The organism is Streptomyces sp. NPDC088733, from assembly GCF_044751185.1.
Lineage (GTDB): Bacteria > Actinomycetota > Actinomycetes > Streptomycetales > Streptomycetaceae > Actinacidiphila.
On the sequence record NZ_JBIVLH010000013.1, the window covers coordinates 236,495 to 255,527 of the forward strand.

The window sequence follows — 19,033 nt, forward strand, 5'->3', positions numbered from 1 at the left end:
GCCGGGGCGGGCGGGCGGACAAGGCGAGCGACCGCCATCCTTCGCGGGCCGCCGGACGAAGTCAAGGACGCACGAACCCGGCGAAGGGGACAGCCCCCGGCCCCGGTCAGAGGCCGCCGGCGAGCGCGGCCTCGTAGCCCGGCAGGACCACGTCGCGAATGAGCGCGTTGCGCTCGTCGAAGGGGATGAACGCGCTCTTGAGGGCGTCCACCGTCACTGTCCGCAGGTCCGCGACGGTCCAGCCGGCCTCGGTGACCAGGCGCTCCGTCTCGCGGGTCATCGTCGTACCGGACACCAGGCGGTTGTCGGTGTTGACGGTCACCCGGAAGCCCAGGTCGCGCAGGAGGGTGATGGGGTGATCGGCCACGGAAGTCGCCGCGCCCGTCTGCAGGTTGGAGGTGGGGCAGACCTCCAGGGCGATGCGCCGGTCGCGTATCCAGTGGGCGAGGCGGCCCAGTTTGCCGTCCACGATGTCGTCGACGAGGCGGACGCCGTGGCCGATCCGCAGCGCCCCGCAGACCTGCACGGCCTGGTGGATGCTGGGCAGGCCGTGGGCCTCGCCGGCGTGGATGGTGAACGGCACGTTCTCCTCGCGCAGGTACGCGAAGGCGGCCAGGTGGTCGGCGGGCGGGAAGCCGTCCTCGGCGCCCGCAATGTCGAAGCCGACGACGCCCGCGTCGCGGTAGGCGACGGCCAGCCCGGCAACCTCCCGGCTGCGGTCGGCCATCCGCATCGCGCACAGCAGCGTGCCCACCCGGACCGGGGTGCCCGCCGCGGCGGCCTTGGCCATGCCCGCGGCGAGGCCCTCCTGCACGGTCTCCACGACCTCGGCGAGCGCCAGCCCGCTGTGGACGAGCAGTTCGGGGGCGTAGCGGACCTCACCGTAGACGACGCCGTCGGCCGCCAGGTCGAGCACGTACTCCTCGGCGACGCGCAGCAGGCCCTCGCGGGTGCCCATCACGGCGATGGTGTGCTCGAAGGTGGCGATGTAGCGGACGAGGTCGCCGGAGTTCGCGGCGTCGTAGTACCAGGCGGCCAGCGCGGCGGGGTCGGTGGCGGGCAGCGTGTGCCCGATCCGCGCGGCCAGTTCCACGAGCGTCGACGGGCGCAGGCCGCCGTCGAGGTGGTCGTGGAGCACGGCCTTGGGCAGCCGGCGCAGGAGATCGGTGTCGGGGGCAGCGGCCGTGGTCACGCGGTGGACTCCTGGTCGGGGGTGGCGGCGGGGGCGGCGGCGGGCTGGAGGAGGTCCCAGCGGTTCCCCCAGGGGTCCTGGAAGACGACGACCGAGCCGTACGTCTCGTGGCGGGGCTCCTCCAGGAAGGTCACCCCGGCGGCGCGCATCCGCGCGTAGTCGCCGGCGAAGTCCTCGGTGTGCAGGAAGAAGGCGACCCGTCCCCCGGTCTGGTCGCCGACGCAGGCGAGCTCCGCCTCGTTCTTCGCCCGCGCGAGCAGCAGCCCGCTGCCCTCGTCCGCGCCGCGGGGGCGCACGACCACCCAGCGGCCGCCGCCGGGGCGCGGCTCGTCCTCGACCAGGTCGAAGGCGAGCGGGCCGGTGTAGAAGGCGATGGCCTCGTCGTGGTCGGGCACAACGAGGGTGACCAGGGCTATGCGGGACATGGGCCAACGTTATACGTAACACTCCACGACGGGCAAGGCGCGCCCTCCCGCCCCGGCGCAGCCCGGCGGCGGCGCGCCTCAGGCGTCCGCCGCGGCGTACACGCGGCGGCCGTCGACGAAGGTCTGCAGCACACGGGTCTCCGCGACGGCCTCCGGGGGTCCGGCGAACGGGTCGCGGTCGAGGACGACCAGGTCGGCGAGCTTGCCCGGGGTGACGGTCCCCGTGTCGTCCAGGTGGTTCACGTGCGCGGAGCCCGCGGTGTACGCGGCGACGGCCGCGGCGAGGTCGAGGCGCTGCCCGGGCAGGAAGACCGGGGTGCCCTCGGGGGCCCCGGGCAGGCGGCGGTTGACGGCCACATGGAGCGCCTGGAGCGGATCGGGGCTGCTGACCGGCCAGTCGCTGCCGGCGGCCAGCGTCGCCCCCGCGCGCAGGAGGTCGCCGAACGGGTACTGCCAGGCGCCCCGTTCGGGACCGAGGAAGGGCAGGGTGAGCTCGTCCATCTGCGGCTCGTGGGCGGCCCACAGGGCCTGGACGGTGGCGGCGGCGCCGAGCGCGCGGAAGCGGGCGACGTCGTCGGGGTGGACGACCTGGAGATGGGCCAGGTGGTGCCGGGTGTCGCGGAAGCCGTTGGCGGCGCGCGCGGCCCCCACCGCGTCCAGGGCCTCGCGCACCGCGCGGTCCCCGAGGGCGTGGAAGTGCACCTGGAAGTCGTGGGCGTCGAGTTCCGAGACGTACGCGGCGAGGCCGGCCGGGTCGACGAAGCTGATGCCGCTGTTGCCCGAAGCGCAGCCGCAAGCGGTGAGATAGGGGTCCAGCAGGGCGGCGGTCCCGTTCTCCGCGATGCCGTCCTGCATGACCTTGACGGTGCCGGCACGGAACCGTCCGCGGCTCACCTCGGCCCGCCGTGCGAGGAGTTCGGGGATCTGCTCCGCGCCCCGGTCCCGGTCCCACCACAGGGCCCCGACGACCCGGGCGGTGAGCAGCCCGTCGTCGATGACGGCGTGGTACGCGGGCACGGGGTCGGTCATGTTGGCGTACGCGCCGACGATGGCGTCCTGCCACGCGGTGACACCGAGCGCGTGCAGCACCGACTGGGCACGCAGCAGGGCGGCCTTCTGCTCGGCCAAGGTGACGGCGGGCAGCAGACGGCCGACCAGGTGCTGGGCGCCTTCCTGCAGCATGCCGGTGGGGTGGCCGCCGGCGTCCCGCTCGATGCGGCCGTCCGCCGGGTCCGGGGTGTCCCGGGTGACCCCGGCGAGTTCCAGGGCACGGGAGTTGACCCAGGCGCCGTGGTGGTCCCGGTTGGGCAGGAAGACCGGGCGGTCGGGCACGACCGCGTCCAGGAGGGCGGCCGTGGGGTTGCCACCGGGGAACGCCTCCAGCGACCAGCCGCCGCCGGTGATCCACTCCGCCCCGGGGTGCGCGTCGGCGTAGGCGCGGACCAGGCGCACGTACTCCCTCGCGTCGTGGGCATCGGCGAGATGGCACTGCCCGAGTTCGAGGCCCGCGCCGAGCGGATGGACGTGGGCGTCCTGGAATCCGGGCAGCAGCAGCCGTCCGGCAAGGTCCACCACCTCGGTGCGGGGGCCGATGAACCCGCGGACCTCGTCGTGGCCGACGGCGGTGATCCGGCCGTCCGTCACGGCGACACCGGAGGCACGGCCCAGGACGGCGTCGACGGTGTGCACCGGGCCGCCGGTGAACACCAGGTCGGCAGGGGGTCGGGACATGGGCGCGCTCCACATCGGGGGCTCGGGGCAGGGCATCGAGCAGCCGTTGTACACCCGCCCGCGCCGGACGCACCACGCCCCGCCGGCCCCGCGGTTGCGCTCAGAGCGTGACCGGCCCCGCGGCGGCCTCCGGCACGGCACAGTGGCCGCATGAATGTGCTGATCCTGGGCGGTACGGAGTTCGTGGGGCGCGCGGTGGCGGAGGAGGCCCTGACGCGCGGTGAGAAGGTCACGGTGTTCCACCGGGGACGGCACTCGCCGCCGCCGGGGGCCGCCGTGCTGCACGGGGACCGGGTCGCCGAAGGCGGCCTCGCGGAGCTCGCGCGGGGCGAGTGGGACGTGGTGGTCGACACGTGGTCCGGTGCGCCGTCGGCGGTCCGGGACAGCGCCGCCCTGCTGGCGGGCCGCGCCGGGAGCTACGCCTACGTGTCCAGCCGCTCGGTGTACACCTACCCCGCGCCCGCCGGCCTCGACGAGGACGGACCGGTGGTCGACGCGTCGCCCGACGACGGCGCGGACGTCGACTACGCACGAGCCAAGCGGGGCGGCGAACTGGCCGCCATCGGGGCCTTCGGCGACCGCGCGCTGCTGCTCCGGGCGGGGCTGATCCTCGGCCCGTACGAGAACATCGGCCGCCTGCCGTGGTGGCTCACCCGCATGGCCCGCGGCGGCCCCGTGCTGGCCCCCGGGCCGCGCGACCTGCCGCTGCAGTACGTCGACGCGCGCGACCTCGCCGCCTTCACGCTGGACGCCGCCGCGGCGGGACTGGGCGGCGCGTACAACATCGTCAGCCCGTCCGGGCACACCACGACGGGCGAACTGCTCGGCCTCTGCGCCCAGGTGACGGGCGGTGCGGCGGACCTGCGGTGGGCCGAGCCCGCCGCCGTGCTCGACGCCGGCATCGAGCCGTGGACCGAGCTGCCCGTCTGGCTGCCGCCGGGCGAGCTGTACGACACCCTGCACGCCGGCGACGTCTCCCGGGCCGTCGCCGCCGGGCTGCGCTGCCGCCCGGTCGCCGAGACGGTCGCCGACACCTGGTCGTGGCTGCGCTCCCTGGGCGGGGTCGCACCGCAGCGCCCGGACCGTCCGGCGGTGGGGCTGCCGCCCGAGAAGGAGGCCGCGGCCCTGAAGGGTCTCGGGTGACGGCGGCCCGCGCGGGCGGCCTCAGCTCTCGGGGACGGCCACCAGCACGTCCTTGAGGCGGCCGAGTTCGGCACCCGTGAGGCCGCGTTCGCGCAGCCACCGGCCGGCGCCGCCGTGCCGCGTGCGCAGGGTGTCGAGGAAGTGGTGCATGACCTGGGGCTTCGAGGCCATGTAGTGGTGCTCGACGGCGGGCAGGTCGCGGTACGAGGGGAGCCGGGCGAGGCGCTCGCGGATCCGGACGACGCGCTGGGCGGTCAGGGCGTAGTCGGCGGCGATGGCGTCGGCCGGCACCCCGACCGCGTCGAGCAGCAGCGCCGCCAGGACACCGGTGCGGTCCTTGCCGACGGCGCAGTGGAAGACCACGGCGTGCTGCTCGGTGTCCGCGACGATCCGCGCGGCGTCGACCAGGGACGCGCCGCTGCCGTCGAGCAGGCCCTCGTAGAAGCCCGCCGTGTCGTCGGCGGCTTCCCCGCCTTCGCCGCGCACCGCCGGCACGGCGTCGGTCACGAGCGCCTGCACACGGCGCACGGGCAGGCTGACCCGGCGCACTGTGGTGCCCGCGAGCAGGCCGTGCCCCTCGCGGGCGGCCTCGTCGGGGCCGCGCAGGTCGACCACCGTCCGCAGCCGGTACCGCCCCAGCAGCAGTTCGACGTCGCCGGCCGTGGCGTCCTGGAGGGTGCTCGCCCGGAACACCACGCCGCGCCGGGTCCTGCCGCCGCCGAGGACGGGCAGTCCGCCGAGGTCGCGGATGTTGTCGACCTCGGCCAGTTCCACCCATCGGGCCGCGCCGCCCCCCGGGCCGTCGTGCGTCGCTTCCAAGACGGCCTCCTCGTGACGGGCTTCGTGTCGCCTGTTCTTTTGTACCAGTACGTCACGGCGGGAGGACGCGCATCCGGGTGCCCCCGGGGTGCGGACGGCGGCCGCACGGGTTTAGCTGAAGGCCGTGACCGGCCGGCCACCGTCCGTGAGGGGGCCCGGCCGGCAGGCGCCGTCCGGGCGCGGGCGACCGCGCGGGGACGGCGGCGAGAGCGAGGAGATCCCCCGTGGCCCGCAGGATTCCGCCGACGATCGCGGTCGCCGTCGTGTTCGTCTCCGCGCTCTTCATGGCAATCATGGACACGACGATCGTCAATGTGGCGGTCCCCGCGATCGGCCACGACTTCGGTGTCCCGGCCTCCGGCCTCGGCGCCATCAACATCGGCTACCTGGTCAGCCTCGCCGTCTTCATCCCGGTCGCCGGCTGGCTCGGCGACCGCTACGGCACGCGGCGGACCTTCCTGGCGGCGCTGGTCGTCTTCACGGGCGCCTCCGCCCTGTGCGCCACGGCCACCACCATGGACCAGCTGACCGCGTACCGGATCCTCCAGGGCGCGGGCGGCGGTCTGCTCACCCCGGTCGGTCAGACGATGCTCTTCCGGGCCTATCCCCCGGCCAAGCGGATCAAGGCCCAGCGGGCGCTGATGGTGCCCACCGCGGTCGCCCCGGCCGTGGGCCCGGTGCTCGGCGGCTGGCTGTCCGACGCGGTGTCCTGGCACTGGGTGTTCCTGGTCAACCTGCCCATCGGCGCCGCGGCCGTCGCCTTCGGCCTGCTGTTCCTGCCGGACTACCGGGTGGAGGCCCCGGGCCGCTTCGACCTCACCGGGTTCCTGCTGGCGGGCGGCGGTCTGTCACTGACGCTCTACTCGCTGACCGAGGGCCCCGACCGGGGCTGGGGCACGGCCGGCATCGTCGTACCGCTCGTGGCCGGCATCGCCGCGCTGCTCGCCATGGTGGCGGTGGAACGGCGCATCCCGAAGCCGATGCTGGACCTGGAGCTCTTCCGGGACCGGCTGTTCCGGGCCAACACCATCGTGATGTTCCCGCTGAGCGCGGTGTTCCTCGGCACGGTCTGGCTGTACCCGCTGTTCCTCCAGGAGGCGCTGGGCTTCGACGCCCTGCAGAGCGGGATGGCCACCTTCCCCGAGGCCCTGGGCGTGATGGCGGCCGCACAAGTGGCGCCCCGCCTGTACCGGCGGATCGGGCCGCGCTGGCTGATGGTGGGCGGCTCGGCGGGCATGGCCGTCTGCGTGGCCGTCATGGCGGGCTTCACCACCACCACATCGGAGTGGACGCTGCGGGGCGTGCTGTTCGTCCTGGGCTACTGCATCGGGCACGTGATGATGTCCGCGCAGAACGCCGCCTTCGCGACCGTCCCGGCCCCCTCGACCGGGCGGGCCGCCACCGTGTTCAACATGCAGCGGCAGCTCGGCGGCGCCTTCGGCACGGCCGTGATCGCCACCCTGCTCGCGGCGGTCGGCACGACCGCGCTGACCGCCGACGGCACGCCGACCGCCAACCTGACCGCCTATCACGCGGGCTTCGTCCTGTGCTCCGGCCTCGCGCTGATCTCCGCCGTCGCCGCCCTGTTCGTCTCCGACCAGGACGCCCTCGGAGTGGAACGGTTCGAGGCGGAGCGGCCCGCCCGGCCCGGCGCCGCCGAGGCGGCGACACCCGCGTCGCCCTGACGCTCCCCGGCCGCGGCGTCTGTTTGAGACGTTTTGGCCCGGGTGGGATGCTGGGGAGGATGGCGCGGGGTCCGGGCCTCGGAACCGACCAGGCGAGGACATCGGCGATGCCGGTACACGATCCGATGGACGACGGGCAGTCCGCTGCCGGGGCCGCGATGGCCGCCGTGGGCACCGACGGCGTCGTCACCGGCTGGACGCCCGGTGCCGCGCGGCTGCTGGGGTACCGGCGGGACGAAGTGGTGGGGCAGCAGGCACGGACGCTGCTCGCCGGTCAGCTCCCCGGTTCGGCGCTGCGGAGCCTGAGGCACCAGGAGGAGTGGCGCGGATGGCTGCGGCTGCGCCACCGCCGGGGCCACGACGTGGGGGCGAAGGTCGAGGCGGCGCCGATGGGCGGCGGATGGGCGGTGCGGGCGGAGGAGCCCGGGACACCACTCGCGGAGTGGGCCCTGGACCAGATGCCCGCGGTCTTCGGGGTGTACGACCACGAGAAGCGGCTGATCGGCAGCAGCGCCGAGGGCCGCCGGGTGATGGGGGTCCCGGAGCAGGAGGTCATCGGGCTGCGGGTGGTCGAGTTCTCCCCCGGCCGCCGGTCGGAGAAGCTCGAGGAACTGATGGACCGGGTCATGGAGAGCGGCGAGCGGATGACCGCCGAGACATTCACCCAGGCCCCCGGCGAGAGCCGCGCCCACGCGTGGTCGGTCTACCTCTACCCCCTCAAGGACCCGGACGGGCAGGTGCGCGGCGTGTCCGTGGCGGCGCTCGACACGACGTCGCAGTACAAGGCGCGCAAGCGGCTGAGCCTGGTCAACACGACCAGCGTGCGGATCGGGACCACCCTCGACGTCGTACGGACGGCCGAGGAACTGACCGAGGTCGTGCTCGGGCAGTTCGCCGACTTCGCCAGCGTGGACCTGCTGGACGCCGTCCTCGACGAGGCGGCCGACGACGGCGGCCCGCGGGCGCCGGGCCCGGTCGTCCTGCGCCGGGCGGCCCAGAGTTCCGTCCTGGCCGGGGCGCCGGAGACCTCCGTGCGCCCTGGGGAGCCGGACCGCTATCCCGAGGAGTCGCCCATGGTGCGGGCGCTGGTCACCGGGAAGGCGTCGCACCTGTGGTTCGAGGACCAGGACGTCCAGGACTGGCTGCGCACGGACCCGCTGCACGCGCGTACCGCGCACGCCTTCGGCGTCCACTCGCTCATCGTGGTCCCCTTGCGCGCCCGCGGCACGACGCTGGGGATCGCCCAGTTCGTCCGGCACCGCACGCCCGACCCGTTCGACCCCGACGACCTGATCCTGGCGGAGGAGATCACCGCGCGGGCGGCACTGTCCATCGACAACGCGCTGCGCTACACCCGTGAGCGCAACACCGCCCTGACCCTCCAGCGCAGCATGCTGCCGCAGCGCACACCCCGGCAGGCCGCGGTCACCGTCGCCTCCCGCTACCTGCCGGCCGACGCGCGGGTGGGTGTCGGCGGCGACTGGTTCGACGTGATCCCGCTGTCCGGGACGCGCGTGGCGCTGGTGGTGGGCGACGTGGTCGGGTACGGCATCCAGGCGTCCGCCACCATGGGCCGGCTGCGGACGGCCGTACGCACCCTCGCCGATGTCGACATGCCGCCCGACGAACTCCTCACCCACCTGGACGACCTCGTCCTGCGGCTCAACCGCGAGGAGCACCCGGACGGGCCCGGCGAGCACGCCGAGCACGCCCAGCACGCCGATGCCGGGAACATCGGCGCCACCTGCGTCTACGCCGTGTACGACCCGATCACCCGGCACTGCACCGTCGCCCGCGCCGGGCACCCGGCACCCGTGGTCATGCGTCCGGACGGTGCCGTCGAGGTGCCCGAGGTCCGCGCCGGGCCGCCGCTGGGCCTCGGCGGTCTGCCCTTCGAGTCCACCGAACTCGATCTGCCCGACGGCAGCATGATCGCCCTGTTCACCGACGGGCTCATCGGCGCGGGCCGGCGCGACCGCGTGCCCGAGGCGGGCCTCGCCGCGGGCGCGGCACGGCTGGCAGCGGCGATCGCCGACGGCCCGTCGGGGTCCCTGGACGACATGTGCGACCACGTGATGCGCACCCTGCTGCCCGACACCCCCGCCGACGACGACGTCGCGCTGCTCCTCGCCCACGCCAACGGCCTCGACGCGTCCCGCGTGTCGACCTGGGACCTGCCGCCCGACCCGGCCATGGTGGCCCACGCGCGCAGGCTCACCACGGAACAGCTCGCGGCGTGGGGGCTGGAGGAGATGGCGTTCGTCACCGAACTGGTGGTGAGCGAGCTCGTCACCAACGCCATCCGCTACGCCCGCGCCCCCATCCAGCTACGGCTGATCAACGACACGAGCCTCATCTGCGAGGTCTCCGACGCCAGCAGCACCGCTCCCCATCTGCGCCGCGCCCGCGTCTACGACGAGGGCGGCCGCGGCCTGCTCCTGGTCGCGCAGCTCACGGAGCGGTGGGGCACCCGCCACACCCTGCGCGGCAAGACCATCTGGACGGAACAGCCGCTGCCGCCTCCCGCGTGACGGCGGTTCCCGCCGACGCACGACGGGCCTGCCGTCGCGGCCCTGGCTTTTCCCCCGCCCGCCCACCCGTGTGCCCTGTGAAGTCAGGGGCGCCCCGACGCGCGTTGTGCGGGGGCCGGGTTCGGGGCCTCCGGGGCTGCCATTCTGGACAGCACATTTAGGTGCCTCAGGCGCTTTCCGCTGCGCACTCCGCGTCACGCACCCAAATATGCTCCAGTGTCCAGAACGCCACCCCTACGACCCCGCCCCCTCAGGTCTCGTCAAGCGCCTGATCCCCGGTGGGTGGTCTGAAGCGGCACCGTGCTCGGGCACCCGTAGACGCCGCGCTGTCCAAGGGCGCAGCCGTCGCCGCCTGCAGACACCCCACCGGCCGTCAGTCGCCCCAACGACCCCGGGAGGGGGTGCGCCGCGGGAGGAACGGGCCGGAGCCCAACGCCACAACCGCGGTCCGTGCCGCCCCGCATCCACGGCGCGAGCGGCCGCGGCCCGCACCGAACGGTAGGACCCTGCGCGGCAGAACCGCCCGGCCTGCCGCCGCACCGCGGATCGGCCCGCCGGCGCCACGGCCCGACCGGCCCGCCCTCACGGCCCATGCCACGCATACGGGCGCCGAAGGCGGAACCGGCTGGAGGACGCCGGCCCCGGCGGGCTCGTGACCACGCGGACACTGCGGACCACGGCGGCCCATGCCGCCGCCGCGTCCACGACGAGAGCGGCCGCAGGCCTGCTCCCGGCCCACCGAACGGCAGGACCACCTGGCCTGCCGCCGCCGTAAGACGGATCAGCTCTCCGGTGCGACGGCCACCGCGACGGGCCGGTGGTCGCGGCGCAGGCCGCGGATGCGGGCGGCGAGGGCGGGGCGGGCCGGCGCGGTGCCGGGGCGGGAGAGGAGGAGGACGGCGACGCCCGGCAGGCTCGCGACGAGGGTGAGGACGCCGTAGACGACGGCGGTGGACAGGCCTTGGGCGGCGCCGAGGCCGGCCGCGCCGAAGGCGAGCGTGGAGACGGCCTCGCGGGGGCCCCAGCCGCCGATGTTGATCGGCAGGCCCATCACGAGCAGGGCCAGGGTGAGCGGCGGGACGAGCTGGACGACCGGGGCGGCCGACCCGGCGGCGCGGGCGGCGACGACGAAGAGGGCGACATGCCCGACGAGGCCCGCCGCGGAGAGCAGGACCACGCCCGGCCAGGTGGACCTGGCCAGCAGGCCGCGGCGCAGGTCGGCGAGACCGCCCGCGAGGGCGCGGGCGCCCTTGCCGGCCCGGCGGCGGCGCCGCAGCGCCCACGCCGTGAGCAGTCCGGCGACCGCGGCCGTGCCGAGGACCGCCGCGGTGAGTGCCAGGGCGCCGCCGCCGGGGAGGAGTTCGCGTGTCATGTCGGCCAGCAGCGCGGGCCGGCTGAGCAGCACGGCCGCGCCGAGCGCGAGGACGACGATCTGTCCCCCGGTGCGTTCCAGGACGACCGCCCGCACCCCGCGGCCGACGTCGCCCTCGGTGCGCCCGTGCTGGACCGCCCGGTGGACGTCCCCGAGCACGCCCGCCGGGAGCACCGCGTTGAGCAGCAGGGCGCGGTAGTAGTCGGCGACGGCCCGCCCGATGCGGAGCCGCAGGCCGAGGCGGCGGGCCACGAGGCACCAGCGCCAGGCGCTGAAGACGGTGGTGAGCAGGCCGATGCCGAGCGCGGCGAGTACGGACACGCCGTTGACCATGCGCAGTCCGTCGAGGAACGCGCTCGTGCCGAGCCGGGCCACCAGGGCCGCCAGGATGCCGGCGCCGAGGAGCAGCCGGAGCCAGGGCCATGCGCGCTTCAGGAGCGTCATCGCACGTCACCGCCCGGTGCCCCGGGGAGTACGAGCAGGTCGGTGTGGCCGATCTCGGCCCGCAGTCCGCCGGCCGCGCAGGTGTCGAGCCGGCGGCGGAGGTAGCCCTCGGCGCGGGCGCTGAGCCCGGGGCGCTGCTCGACGGCCGCGCCGACCCAGCCGCGCAGCCATTCCGCGGTGAGGGCGGACTCGTCCGGGCCGAGCCGCCAAGGGCTCGGGCCGCTGAGCACGGTGGCGCCGTGCCGTTCGAAGGCCTCGGTGGCGGCCGCGACGGCGTCGGGCCCGAGCAGGCTCCGGCCGTCGCTCTCGCGCCGCTGGTGCTCGTCGAAGGCCTCGGCGATCTCGTGGTCGAGGGGATCGGCGGGGTCGAGCGTCACACGGCCGACGACGGACAGGGTCAGCAGCGCGGGGCAGCCCGCCCCGGTGCAGGCGGCGGCGAGGGCGTCCACCTCGTCGGCGGTGAGCAGGTCGAGCAGGGCGGAAGCGGTGACGAGCGAGGTGCCGGCGAGGTCGGCGGCGCGCAGCCGGGTCAGGTCGCCCTCGTGGACCGCGGCGGTGACGGCGGCGCCTGCCGCGGTGGTCCGGCCGTCCAGGCTCGCCCGGGCGAGGGCGAGCAGCCTCGGGTCGCGGTCGTGGAGGATCCAGTGCTGGGGGCCGGGCAGCCGGTCGGCCAGCCAGCGGCCCAGCGACCCGGTGCCGCAGCCGAGGTCGCGCACGACGAGCGTGCCGTCCGAGGGCGGCGCGGCGGCCAGCCGGTCCAGCAGCGGCGGGATGAGCGCGGCCGAACGCGCGGCGGCGTCGGCGCCCTCGCGCAGCGACAGCCACTGCGGGCTGAAGGCGGGCGCCTCGGCCGCGCCCGCCGTTGTCCCGGACCTGTCCGTCATGACCCCTCCCGCACCATCTTCCGGAGCACCGCGTCCATGCGCCGCGATGTCTCCTCCCAGCCCCGCAGGGTGTCGCGCCGGTCCCGTGCCGACGTCCGCAGGCGGCGCCGCAGCGCGTCCTCGGCGAACCAGCGGCGCAGTCCGGCGGCCAGCGCCGCCCGGTCGCCGGGGGGCACGAGGATGCCGGGGAGGCTGCCGTCGGGGGCCTGCCCGAGCGCGTCCGGCACACCGCCGACGTCCGAGGCGAGCACGGGGATGCCGCGCATCAGTGCCTCGGTCACGACCATCCCGAACGTCTCGGCGCGGGACGGCAGGACCAGCAGGTCGGCGGCGGCATACGCGCCGGCCAGGTCCTGGCCGGTGAGCGGGCCGGTGAGCCGGACCCGGCCGGTGAGGCCGGTGGCCGCGAGGAGCTCGCGCATCAGCTCGGTGTAGGCGCCGTCGCGATCGAGGGGCCCCACGAGTTCGCAGCTCCACGGCAGGTCGGCGAGGTCCGCCAGCGCCTCGATGAGCACGTCCTGCCCCTTGCGGGGCGTGACGGACGCGACGCACAGCAGATGTGACGACCCGTCGGTGCCCGGCGCGAGGGGCGCCGCGTCCGTGCCCGGGGGCACGACGTGCACGCGGCTCGGGGGCAGTTCGTGGTGCTGCACGAGCCGCCGTCCGGCCCAGGGGCTGGTGGCGACCACCGCGCCCACTCCGTGCAGGGTCTCCCGTTCCCGGGAGTCGAGTTCGGCGGCGACCTCGGGCGGCAGTCCCGTCTCGTCGGCGAGCGGCAGATGGACCAGGACCGCCAGCCGCAGCCGGCCCGACTGCGGGACGACGATGTCGGGCACGCCGCAGGCCACCAGGCCGTCGAGGAGGACGCAGGCGCCGTCGGGCACGGCCGCGAGCGACCGGGCCAGGCGTTCGCGGGCGGCGTCGTCGGGCCGCGGCCAGTCCCCCGTCACGGCGATCTCGTGGACGGTGCGCCCGCCCGCCGCCAGTGACTGGTTCAGCCGCCGGTCGTAGACGTTGCCGCCGCTCGGCACGGCCGTGTCGTCCACGTCGCCCGGCAGGACGACGTGGACGGTGCGCACGTCCGGTGCGACGGCGCCCGCGGCGCTCACAGGGTCCGCTCGTAGCTCGCCCAGGCGACGTGGGACTCGTGCAGGGAGACGCCGATGCCGGTGAGTCCGCGCGCGCCCTCGCCGAGGGCGCCCTCGGCCACCCGGTCGGCGAGCCGGTCGGCGATGTACCGGGCCAGGAACTCCGTCGAGGTGTTGATTCCGGCGAACTCCGGCTCGTCGTCCAGGTTGCGGTAGTTGAGGAAGGCGACCACCTTGCCGAGCTCCTGGGTGGCAAGGCCGATGTCGACGACGATGTTGTCGTCGTCGAGCTCGGGACGGCGGAAGGTCGCGTCCACCAGGAACGTCGCGCCGTGCAGTCGCTGCGCGGGTCCGAAGACCTCGCCGCGGAAGCTGTGGGCGATCATGATGTGGTCGCGAACGGTGATACTGAACACGGTGGAACCTTCCAGGGCTGAGCTATGCCGGTCGGTAGTCAATACGGTGGCAGAGCACGGATCGTTCACCGCCGGCGACACGGTTCATCACCTCGGGCAGCTGGTCGAACGGGCTCTGTCCGGTGATCAGTGTGTCGAAGGCGGGATCGGCCAGCAGACGCAGGGCCACCGCCATCCGGTCGGCGTAGCCGCGGTGCGTGCGGCGGTTGGGCGACACCGTGCCGACCTGGCTGCTGCGGACGACCAGGCGGCGGGAGTGGAAGGCCTCGCCGAGCGGCAGTGAGACCCGCCGGTCGCCGTACCAGCTCATCTCCAGCAAGGTGCCCTCCGGCTCCAGCAGTTCCAGGCCGCGGGCGAGCCCGGCCTCGGTGGCGCTGGCGTGGACGACGAGGTCGCAGCCCCCCTCGGCCTCGCCGGGCAGGGCGAATCCGACGCCGAGGGCCGCGGCCACCGCGGCCCGCGCCGGGTCGACGTCGACGAGCTGGACCCGCGCCCCGGGAATGCCGGCGGCGACCGCGGCGACGCTGCACCCGACCATGCCGGCGCCGATGACCGCGATCCGGTCGCCGACCAGGGGCGCGGCGTCCCACAGGGCGTTCACGGCGGTCTCGACCGTGCCGGCGAGGACGGCCCGCGCGGCGGGCACGTCGTCGGGCACAGGGGTGACCGCCGCGGCCGGGACGACATAGCGGGTCTGGTGCGGGTACAGGCAGAAGACGGTGCGGTCCAGCAGCTCCCGCGGCCCGTGCTCCACCACGCCGACGTTCAGGTAGCCGTACTTCACCGGGCCCGGGAAGTCGCCCTCCTGGAAGGGCGCCCGCATGTTCGTGTACTGGCTCTCCGGCACACCGCCGCGGAAGACCAGGGTCTCCGTGCCGCGGCTGATCCCGGAGTGGAGCGTGCGCACGACCACGTCGTCCGGTCCCGGCTCCGGCAGGGTCGCTGCGCGGATCTCGCCCTCGCCTGGTGTGCGAAGCCAGAAGGCCCGTGCCGAACGCTCCATGGGTTTTCTCCGTATCCCTCCACGACAGATGAGGCCGTACCGTACGCGGCGCTCCCGCGAATCCCGTAACCGGGGGAACAAAGATGACCGTGATGACCGTGGGAACCCGGCTCGACAAGGGGTCGGCGGGACGGGAACAAGCCGTCGCCGCGCTGGCCCAGTTCGGGCTGCTCGTCGCGCTGTGGGCCTCGGTGGGCCTGCGCGAGGCGGGCTGGATCGCGGGGACCGCCTACGGTGCCGCCGTGTGGGCGGTGCTTGCCGGCGCGCTCCGCCGTTCGGGGGTCACCGCGCTGGGTCCGGCCGACCGGGTGACCCTGGGGCGGGCGGTGCTGGTCGGCGGGGTCACGGCGCTGGCGGTGGTGGGCGCGGCCCACGGCCCGGTCTTCACCCTCGTGGCGTCGGTGGCGCTGGTGCTGGACGCGGTCGACGGCAAGGTCGCCCGGCGCACCGGGACCTGCTCGCGGCTGGGCGCCCGCTTCGACATGGAGGTCGACGCCTTCCTCATCATGGTGCTCAGCGTGCAGCTGGCCATGGTGCAGGGGCCGTGGGTGCTGGCGATCGGCGCCATGCGGTACGCGTTCGTCGCGGCGTCATGGGTGCTGCCCTGGCTGAACGCGCCGCTCCCGCCGAGCTTCGCCCGCAAGACGGTGGCGGCGTGCCAGGGGATCGCGCTCGTCGCGGCCTGCTCGGGGATCCTCCCGGGGGCGGCCGCCGCCGGGGTGGCCGCGCTCGCGCTGGGCGCGCTGGTGTGGTCCTTCGGCCGCGACATCGCCTGGCTGTGGCGGACCCGGCCGGTCGCGGCGCCCGGAGGCGGCCACGAGGCGCTTCCGGCGCCGGTGGCGCCGGTGGCGCCGGTGGCATCGGGCGCCGGTCAGTCGTCCTGGCGCGGGTGATAGCGCAGCAGCACGACGTCCCCGATCTGCCGGGTCTCCGCGAGGCGCATGCGGTGGCCTGGCCCCTGGGGGAAGTCGGCCGGCTGGACCAGGCGCGGCGCGTCGGCCTGGCCCACGAAGAACGGGGCGTACACGAGCTGCAGCTCGTCGACGAGCCCGGCCGACAGGAAGAGCGTGTGGACCACGCCCCCGCCCTCGACCATCAGGCGCTCGATCCCGCGCCCGGCAAGGTCCTCCAGCACCTCGTGGACGTCCAAGGGGTCGCCCGCGCCGACCACCGTGGCCAGCCCGTCCAGCCGCTCGCCCAGCGCGGGCGCGACGCCGGTGGTGGTGTAGACGAGCTTGGCGCAGTCGCCGGTCGTGAAGAACCGCGCTTCCGGGTCCAGTTTGCCGCTCTCGGTCAGCGTGACCTTGACCGGCGTCGCCGGCCGGCCCGCCCGCAGCCGCTCGTCCTGCCGCTCCGGGCACACCAGCAGCCGGGGATCGTCCGAACGGATGGTGTTGGCCCCCACCAGGATGGCGTCCACCCCGGCCCGGACCTGGTCGATGCGGTCGAAGTCCTCGTCGTTGGAGAGCAGGAGGCGGGTCGTGCTCGTGTCGTCCAGGCACCCGTCCAACGAGGAGGCGACCGACAGCAGTACATACGGGCGCGATCTCATGTCGCCAATGATCCCCTCCCAGGTCCGCGCGGGCGATGGAACGTTCGTAAGCTTGCACGATTCGAGGCGGAGAGGTATGGGGGCGTCGCAGGTCAGCGCCCCGGCCGGGCAGACCCGGCCGCGTCCGGGCTCTCACGCCTGCGACCGCCGGCCCGTGCCGGGCGCGCTGGTTCTCCGCGCCAGGCTCTGCGAGGCAGCGACGCGGCGCGCAGGCGGCCGTGACGGCCGCCGACCCGCGTCCAGGGCGAGCACTCACGACGGCGCAACCCGCGGCCGGAACCGGGCACGCCGGGCGACGTTACGGTGCCGACTGCTGCGGCGCGGCACGGTTCGCAGTCCGCCGTCCCGACCGCCAACGGCCCGGCAACGGGAAGACCGCCGGCACGGGGCCGAGGCCATGGTCGGCGGTGCCGGAACAGGTCGACGCCCCGGCACTCCTGCGGCCGCAGGAGCCGTGGCGACGGGGAGCGCGCGCCTTCGACAGCCACCACGCGGAACGCTGCCTGGTAAGCCTGGTAGTCGGGGGGGGATCGAGGGCACGCAGGTCAGTGCGGCTTTGCGGAGTCCCCAGCTCAGCCAGTCATCGCGACCGCGGTGCCTCGTCGTTGACCGTGGCCGGCCGCGCAATGTGGCACGGCTGTGGCACGCGCGGTAGCCGTCTCGACGTGCCGGCAGGGCTGCCTGGATAGGCTGCCGTGGTGCTTGATCACGTGCCTGAGGAGCTGCTTGCTGTTGCCGCTGCCGTGCTGCCCGGAGCGGATCTTCGCGCTGCGGCTTTCGCGAGTGGTGGCTCTCACCACGTGGTGCTGCTTCCCGGTGTCGCCGTCGTGCGCATCGCCAAGAACTCCACCGCGATCGCTGCGCTGCCGCGGCGTACGGATCTTCTGCGCCGTCTCACGAAGGTGGACTTGCCGTTCGCGGTACCGGTCCCACTGTCCGAGGTGGTGCAGGAGGAGGGGCATACCGCCGTCGCACTGTCGTGGCTGGAGGGAAGCCCCTGCCAGCGGGGGGAGGGGGGAGAGCCTAGGGAGCTCGCCCGCCTGCTGGACGCGCTGCGGCAGGTGGACTGCCACGACCTGGACGGTCTGCTGGGGGTGCCGCACGAATACGCTGGAGGTGAGCGGTGGGCCGAGATCATGGAGCAGGACGTGATACCCCGGCTACCCCGCACCTGGCAGCCCGAGGCGCGTCGGCGCGTCCACGCGGCAATGGATCTACCCGCCACCGCGGCGTCGCTCGTCCACGGTGACCTGGCAGGCGCCAACCTGCACTGGAGCGGGGACGGCCGCCTGCTCGGCGTACTGGACTGGGACCTGGCCCAACCTTTCGACCCCGCCATCGATGCCGCCTGTCTGGCCTGGCACGGCTGGGACAAGGTCGGGGCCGCTGTCGACGGGCGGACGCTGCAGCGCGCATGGACCTGGTATCTCACCTTCGGCCTGGAGCAAGTCTCCTTCGCCCTACTCAACGGCGAGCCGGACGACGTCGTTGCGGAGCGGTGTGCCGCTGCCGCGGCATGGCTGGCGCGCACGGCCCAGCTGAAGCCACCCATGGCCTGACGACTGCAGGCAGACGGGTGAAGCGGTGAGAACGGCCTTGTAAGCCTGGTGGTCAGGGTTGTTCAGGGTGCTGAGGTCAGAGCGGCTTTGACGAGACCCCAGCTCAGCCAGTCATCGCGACCGCGGCGCCCCGTCGTTGACCGTGGCTGACCGCCTGATGTGGCACAGATGTGGCACGCGTGGGCGCGGGTCGACACCTGGCCCCCGGGCCTGTGAGGGTGATAACTGATCACTGTTCGCCCCCGAAGACCTTGTGGCGTCGGCTGGGCAGCGAGAAGGGAGTCGCGTTGGTAAGGCATCTCGTCCCTACGTTCGCGCTGGGGGCGTTGCGTCGCGGCAAGGAGATCGAGCAGTTCCTCGGTCCGGTGGAGCGGGACGGTCGGCGTGGCGTTCGTTGGATCACGCTCAGCCCGGGCCGTGCCGGCGTGGGCGTCTATCTCGAGGAGGTGGAGGACATCCCCTCTGAGACCTTCCGTGACATCACCCACCAGCTACCGCTCGACCCGGACGACGAGACATGGGGCAAGGAGATCACCACCGTGGCGACTCCTGAGGAAGCCATCAGCCTGGCCGAGAGGGAGTTCGGCACGATCGCTGACCGCTGGGTCAATCAGGGTTTCGTCAGCCATGAGTACTACGACTACGTGGCCTCCGGCCGTCCAGATCAGACGGACTGACACGTGCCTTGTAAGTTCGATCCGGGCTTCGTACGGACTGCTAGAAGGCGCTTACACGAGCGGCCTCCGGTCGTTCCCTGGTTGCCCGGCTCCGCAGCCATCCGCCGACGTTGATGTCATCTGGTGATGTCAGCCCTGCCGCTCCTGTACGCGTTGGGTGTTCGACAGTACAGTCGGGCCGCATCGGCCATCATGTTCGCATGCCTGAGGCCATATGGATCACTGTAGTTGGCACCGTCCCCGCCGTCCTCTGGGTCGCTTTCGCCGCTACTGTCTACTTCACACTGCGGGGAACGATCATTCAGCGTATGGTCCCGCGGCTAACCTCACTGCGAGCCCTCGGTGTTGAGATCGAGCTTGCCGGCGAGCTGCTCGACCGTGCTCAGGACGAGAGCCAGACGACCGTTACTGCCACCGCTAGTGCTGTGACCGCATAGGTTCGCCGGGTTGGCAGTTGGGGCGGTTGGATGTTCGGTGACGTCCGGTCCGACCGCTGGAGGTGCGGTGGCTGA

The 19,033-nt window shown here is 74.1% G+C and carries 17 protein-coding genes; 6 read left to right on the forward strand and 11 right to left on the reverse strand.

The genetic code is table 11. The annotated features are described in order from the left end of the window. Positions 1-106: 106 nt before the first annotated feature. From ACIP64_RS24640 to ACIP64_RS24650, 3 genes are all read right to left on the reverse strand, one after another. Complete coding sequence (locus ACIP64_RS24640) at positions 107-1,192, reverse strand: adenosine deaminase (RefSeq protein ID WP_401590577.1); 1,086 nt, start codon at positions 1,190-1,192, stop codon at positions 107-109. Beyond that, complete coding sequence (locus tag ACIP64_RS24645) at positions 1,189-1,617, reverse strand: VOC family protein (protein WP_401590580.1); 429 nt, start codon at positions 1,615-1,617, stop codon at positions 1,189-1,191. Before ACIP64_RS24645 ends, ACIP64_RS24640 begins: the two co-directional genes overlap by 4 nt. A gap of 78 nt (positions 1,618-1,695) precedes the next feature. After that, complete coding sequence (locus tag ACIP64_RS24650) at positions 1,696-3,348, reverse strand: amidohydrolase (protein WP_401590583.1); 1,653 nt, start codon at positions 3,346-3,348, stop codon at positions 1,696-1,698. A gap of 150 nt (positions 3,349-3,498) precedes the next feature. On the opposite strand from ACIP64_RS24650, the gene ACIP64_RS24655 reads away from it, so the two are divergent. After that, entirely contained in the window at positions 3,499-4,491 is a 993-nt protein-coding gene (locus ACIP64_RS24655; RefSeq protein WP_401590585.1) for an NAD-dependent epimerase/dehydratase family protein, read from the forward strand. A 21-nt stretch (positions 4,492-4,512) separates the two neighbouring features. Here the strand turns inward: ACIP64_RS24655 and ACIP64_RS24660 are convergent, their stop codons facing one another. Further along, positions 4,513-5,310: a tyrosine-protein phosphatase gene (locus tag ACIP64_RS24660; RefSeq protein WP_401590587.1), complete on the reverse strand. Its 798-nt coding sequence runs from the start codon at positions 5,308-5,310 to the stop codon at positions 4,513-4,515. A 224-nt stretch (positions 5,311-5,534) separates the two neighbouring features. Here ACIP64_RS24660 and ACIP64_RS24665 point away from each other — a divergent pair, with 224 nt between their 5' ends. Continuing rightward, positions 5,535-6,995, forward strand: coding sequence for an MDR family MFS transporter (locus tag ACIP64_RS24665; protein WP_401590590.1), 1,461 nt, complete (start codon positions 5,535-5,537; stop codon positions 6,993-6,995). A gap of 107 nt (positions 6,996-7,102) precedes the next feature. Then, a complete protein-coding gene (locus ACIP64_RS24670; protein ID WP_401590593.1) occupies positions 7,103-9,526 on the forward strand; it encodes a SpoIIE family protein phosphatase in 2,424 nt (807 codons plus the stop codon). A 781-nt stretch (positions 9,527-10,307) separates the two neighbouring features. On the opposite strand, the gene ACIP64_RS24675 is transcribed toward ACIP64_RS24670, so the two are convergent. From ACIP64_RS24675 to ACIP64_RS24695, 5 genes are read right to left on the reverse strand one after another with little or no spacing between them, the layout of a single operon-like run. Next, positions 10,308-11,342, reverse strand: coding sequence for a YbhN family protein (locus tag ACIP64_RS24675; RefSeq protein WP_401590596.1), 1,035 nt, complete (start codon positions 11,340-11,342; stop codon positions 10,308-10,310). Further along, complete coding sequence (locus tag ACIP64_RS24680) at positions 11,339-12,226, reverse strand: methyltransferase domain-containing protein (protein WP_401590599.1); 888 nt, start codon at positions 12,224-12,226, stop codon at positions 11,339-11,341. The genes ACIP64_RS24675 and ACIP64_RS24680 overlap by 4 nt, the downstream gene beginning before the upstream one ends. Next, entirely contained in the window at positions 12,223-13,335 is a 1,113-nt protein-coding gene (locus tag ACIP64_RS24685) for a glycosyltransferase family 4 protein (RefSeq protein WP_401590602.1), read from the reverse strand. Before ACIP64_RS24685 ends, ACIP64_RS24680 begins: the two co-directional genes overlap by 4 nt. Continuing rightward, a complete protein-coding gene (locus ACIP64_RS24690; RefSeq protein WP_401590604.1) occupies positions 13,332-13,730 on the reverse strand; it encodes a 6-pyruvoyl trahydropterin synthase family protein in 399 nt (132 codons plus the stop codon). Before ACIP64_RS24690 ends, ACIP64_RS24685 begins: the two co-directional genes overlap by 4 nt. A 22-nt stretch (positions 13,731-13,752) precedes the next feature. Further along, positions 13,753-14,733, reverse strand: a complete 981-nt coding sequence (locus ACIP64_RS24695) for a zinc-binding alcohol dehydrogenase (protein ID WP_401590607.1) — start codon at positions 14,731-14,733, stop codon at positions 13,753-13,755. Positions 14,734-14,825: 92 nt separating this feature from the next. On the opposite strand from ACIP64_RS24695, the gene ACIP64_RS24700 reads away from it, so the two are divergent. Continuing rightward, on the forward strand, positions 14,826-15,626 hold the full coding sequence (locus ACIP64_RS24700) for a CDP-alcohol phosphatidyltransferase family protein (protein WP_401590609.1): 801 nt from the start codon (positions 14,826-14,828) through the stop codon (positions 15,624-15,626). Here ACIP64_RS24700 and ACIP64_RS24705 read toward each other — a convergent pair. After that, positions 15,605-16,285 carry a RibD family protein gene (locus ACIP64_RS24705; protein WP_401590612.1) on the reverse strand — a complete coding sequence of 227 codons (681 nt, stop codon included), beginning with the start codon at positions 16,283-16,285 and terminating at the stop codon, positions 15,605-15,607. The two genes, ACIP64_RS24700 and ACIP64_RS24705, sit on opposite strands and share 22 nt — an antisense overlap. Before the next feature lie 698 nt (positions 16,286-16,983). Here ACIP64_RS24705 and ACIP64_RS24710 point away from each other — a divergent pair. Together ACIP64_RS24710 and ACIP64_RS24715 are read left to right on the forward strand one after the other, a co-directional pair. Continuing rightward, positions 16,984-17,844, forward strand: coding sequence for an aminoglycoside phosphotransferase family protein (locus tag ACIP64_RS24710; RefSeq protein ID WP_401590615.1), 861 nt, complete (start codon positions 16,984-16,986; stop codon positions 17,842-17,844). Positions 17,845-18,131: 287 nt separating this feature from the next. Continuing rightward, positions 18,132-18,521 carry a hypothetical protein gene (locus tag ACIP64_RS24715; protein ID WP_401590618.1) on the forward strand — a complete coding sequence of 130 codons (390 nt, stop codon included), beginning with the start codon at positions 18,132-18,134 and terminating at the stop codon, positions 18,519-18,521. A 326-nt stretch (positions 18,522-18,847) separates the two neighbouring features. Here ACIP64_RS24715 and ACIP64_RS24720 read toward each other — a convergent pair. Continuing rightward, a partial coding sequence (locus ACIP64_RS24720; RefSeq protein ID WP_401590621.1) for a hypothetical protein occupies positions 18,848-19,033 on the reverse strand: 186 nt, incomplete at its 5' end.